A 3,603-nucleotide genomic window follows, 5' to 3' on the forward strand; every position below is an offset into this window, starting at 1 on the left:
CTGCCCCCGCCGCTCACGCGGCGGGGCCAGAACCCAAGATCTTCATCAGCCTTCTAGGGCGTGTTTCGGGCCGCGGCGGCCCGCAGGCGGAACAGGACGGTGCCGATGAGCTTGTCCTCGGGGCAGTAGCCCAGCTGCTTGGAGTCCCTCGAGCCCGGCTGCTCGCCCAGCAGGACGAGCATCCCCGGCGGCACGTGCGTGCCGGGGCACCGGCCGGCCCAGTGCGGCACGGGCTCTCCGGCGACGGCGACGACGCGCTTGACGTACCACCCGTCCGACGCCTCGCGCGACTGCGACGCGTCGTACGACGCGGGCGCGGCGTCCGTCGGGGTGCGCCAGCCGTGTTCGGGGTGGGGCGCGACGACGACGGCCACCCGGCCCGTGGCGACCCGGCGTCTGCCGCGGAGCAGGAGGATCCGGTCGCCGGGCATGAGGGTCGGCGACATGCTGTATCCGCGGACGGTCACGGCCACCAGCCGCCCGCGCGCCAGCGTCAGGGCCGCGGCGAGGAGCGCGGCGAGGATGAGGAGCGCCGGGGCCGCGACCGTCACCGGACGGTCTCCTCGTAGCCCTGCGCCTGCGTGGTGAAGAGCTCGGCGTACGCGCCCTGGGCGGCCATCAGCTGATCGTGGGCGCCCGCCTCCACCACGGTTCCGTCGGCGATGACGACGATGGCGTCCGCGGCGCGCACGGTGTTGAGGCGGTGGGAGACGAGGATGCTCGTCGCGCCCTGCCGGAGCGAGGTGAGCCGGTCGTGGACATGTCGTTCGGCGACCGCGTCGAGGCCGGTGCCGGGTTCGTCGAGGATCATGAGATCGCGTTCGGAACGCATCAGGGCCCGGGCGAGCGCGAGGCGCTGCCACTGGCCGCCCGACAACTGGACGCCGGGGCTGGTGTCCTCCGTGTCGTCGGGGAAGAACATCCGGCTGAGCATGGTGTCGTACCCCTGGGGGAGACGAGTGAGTGCGGTGTGGACGTCCGCGTCGTCGGCGGCGGCACGGATGCGCTCGTGGTCGTGGAGGGAGGCGAGGTCGCCGAGGCCGATGTTCTCCCCGGCGGTGAGGTCGTACTCCATCGGGTCCTGGAAGACGACGCTGACCCGCTCGCGCAGCTGGTCCGCGCGGAACTCCCTGATGTCGACGCCGTCCCAGTGGATGCTGCCCCGCTGCGGGTCGTAGAGGCGGCACAGCAGCTTGACGAGGGTGCTCTTGCCCGCCCCGTTGAGTCCGACGACGGCCAGGCTGGTGCCGTGCGGGACGAACAGGCTGATCCCGCGGAGGATCCACGGTCCGTCGTCGCTGTAGCGGAACCAGACGTCCCGCAGTTCGAGGCCCCGGCTCAGGGGCGGCGGGGCGATCGGGGCGGCCGGGGCCGGGAGGTCGTCGCGGACCTGGACGACATGCAGGTAGTGGCTGAACAGCAGCGCCGTCTGGTGGCTCTGGGCGATGCACCCCACCAGGCCGATGAGCGCCGTCTGCATGCCCGCGAGGGCCGCTGCCAGGAGGGACACGTCACCGGCGGTGAGGACATGGGCGGCTGCCTGGTGCACGCCCCAGACGAGCGCGGCGGTGGAGACGGCGGCTCCGAGGACCGCGAGGGCCGTCTCGTAGGCGACGAGGCGGCGGTCGAGGCGTTCCTCCTGCCGGTTGATGCTGTCGAGGTCGGTGCGCAGACGCTGCGCGAAGTAGTCGCCGAGACCGTAGAGACGGATCTCCTTCGCCGCCTGGGAGTCCGTGAGCAGCCCTCGGTAGAAGATCTGGCGGCGGGCGAGGCTGCTGGTGCGCCAGAACATGTCCGCGCGATGCCGGCTGTTGGCCAGATGCGCGAAGAGCGCCGGAACGGCCGCGACGACGAGGACGGCGGCCAGGGTGGGGCTGACGAGCAGCAGACTCGTCAGGAAGCCCGCCAGGGTGAGGACGCTCTGGGCGCCCTGGAGGGCGGCGCCGACCAGTCGCTCGGCCCCCTGCGCGCTCTGGACGGCGAGTTGGACGCGGTCGTGGAAGGCGGGCTGTTCGAGCTTGGACAGACCGCTGAGCCGGTTGACTGCCGTGAGCAGCTCGCTCTGCGCCCTGGTGGAGGCAGCGCGGCGGATACGGCCGTCGGCGTAGGAGGAGACCGCCGACGAGGCGGCGAGGAGGACCGTGAGCAGGCCGATGCCGGCCGCCGCCCAGTTGAGGTCCGAGGCACGGAACCCCTCCGCGGTGAGGCTGTCGACCACGTACCTGAGCAGCCAGGACGCCGCCACGGGGGCGGTGCCCGCGATGAGGACGGCAGCGACGCGGGCGGCGAGCGCCCCGGGGCAGGACCGCACCGTGAGGGCGAGCACGGCGCCGAGGCCCCGCAGGACGTCGGCGGGGCGGGAGGCGGACCGCCCGCTCATGCGGACAGGAGGTCGAGCGCGGGCAGGGAGCCTTGGCCGATGCCCGTCCCGGTGACGGTCCCGTCGGCGTCGAGGAGGACGAACGAGGGGTGGTGGCGGACGCCGAAGGCACCGGCGACGGGCCCGTTCACAGGGTCGGTGGCGGTGAGTTCGGTGAGCGGGCCGACCGCTTCGAGCAGGGGACCCGCATCGGCGGGCGAGCCGCTGACGACCGCGACCAGACGCGCGCCTGACGGGGTGTTCGCCTCGGCCCAGCGCTGGATCCCGGGAAGGCTGTCCCGGGTGGGCCCGCAGTCGGGTCGCAGGAAGCAGATGAGGGCGGGCTGCCCGGCCAGGGCGGACGCGCTGACGTCGCCCCCCGGGGTGTGCAGGGTGAACGCGGGGGCGCGGTCGCCCTCCTGGACGGCTAGGGCCGGCGGCCCCGGGTCGGCGGCGGGCGGGGCGGGGGCCATCATGGTCCGCCACCGTTTGCTGACCGCGACGGTGAGGAGGGCGTTGACGAGGGTGACCGCGGCGAGAAGGGCGAGGCCGGCGATGGCGTAGCTCACTCTGTGATCGTCCTTTCAGCGTTGGCCGGTGCGGGCGGAGAAGAAGAAGGCGAGGTCGTCGGTGAAGACGGCGAGCGTGGTGAGGTAGCCGGCCACCGCGACGGCGAGCACGAGCGCCGGGGCGTCGTAGGAGGCGGTGGCGCCCCGGGTGAGGGCGATGACGCCGCCGAGGAGCGCGAGCCCGGTGAGAACGGCGTTGCGTGCGACGTGCCAGGGGCCCATGGGCACGGTGGTCCTGCTGCCGAAGCAGGGGCAGCCGGCCGAGCTGCGACGACGCATGGTGGTGACGGCGACGACGCTGAACCCCGCGCACAGGGCGGCGGCGACGGCCAGCCCCGCGGTGAGGGTCCGGGGCACGGCGAGCAGCACGGCGGCGAGGAGCTCGGCCGCGGGCACCAGGACGGCGAGCGCCGGCCGGGCGGCGGCGGGCAGCCGGGTGAGATCGCCCAGCGCCGCGGCGAATCGTCGGCGGTCGCGCAGCTTGGCGACGCCGGCCACGGCCAGCACGCAGATCAGGGTCAGGCGGCAGACGAGCAGCAGGTCGGACAAGGGGGACTCCGGGTGAAGGGGTGCTGGGCCGGCGGGCACGGGGCGGGCCGCGCGCGCCCGCTCGGCGCCCTCGGTGGTTCGGCGGAGGTCATGAGCGTGCTGGAGAACGGCCGGGTGACCATCTCC

The 3,603-nt window shown here is 73.9% G+C and carries 4 protein-coding genes; all 4 read right to left on the reverse strand.

Annotated elements, in window-relative coordinates:
* Window positions 1-53 precede the first annotated feature (53 nt).
* From ABT300_RS42340 to ABT300_RS42355, 4 genes are read right to left on the reverse strand one after another with little or no spacing between them, the layout of a single operon-like run.
* Window positions 54-551 carry a S26 family signal peptidase gene (locus ABT300_RS42340; RefSeq protein WP_351688023.1) on the reverse strand — a complete coding sequence of 166 codons (498 nt, stop codon included), beginning with the start codon at window positions 549-551 and terminating at the stop codon, window positions 54-56.
* Complete coding sequence (locus tag ABT300_RS42345) at window positions 548-2,380, reverse strand: ABC transporter ATP-binding protein (RefSeq protein ID WP_351688026.1); 1,833 nt, start codon at window positions 2,378-2,380, stop codon at window positions 548-550. Before ABT300_RS42345 ends, ABT300_RS42340 begins: the two co-directional genes overlap by 4 nt.
* On the reverse strand, window positions 2,377-2,928 hold the full coding sequence (locus ABT300_RS42350; protein ID WP_351688029.1) for a TlpA family protein disulfide reductase: 552 nt from the start codon (window positions 2,926-2,928) through the stop codon (window positions 2,377-2,379). The genes ABT300_RS42345 and ABT300_RS42350 overlap by 4 nt, the downstream gene beginning before the upstream one ends.
* 15 nt (window positions 2,929-2,943) lie before the next feature.
* Complete coding sequence (locus ABT300_RS42355) at window positions 2,944-3,477, reverse strand: MauE/DoxX family redox-associated membrane protein (protein WP_351688032.1); 534 nt, start codon at window positions 3,475-3,477, stop codon at window positions 2,944-2,946.
* Window positions 3,478-3,603: the final 126 nt, after the last annotated feature.

The sequence above is a fragment of the Streptomyces sp. NPDC001027 genome (assembly GCF_040299045.1).
Classification (GTDB): domain Bacteria; phylum Actinomycetota; class Actinomycetes; order Streptomycetales; family Streptomycetaceae; genus Streptomyces.

Coding starts and splice junctions, on each gene's coding strand:
- ABT300_RS42345 (WP_351688026.1), bottom strand. CDS start 2,380: ATGAGCGGGCGGTCCGCCTCCCGCCCCGCCGACGTCCTGCGGGGCCTC.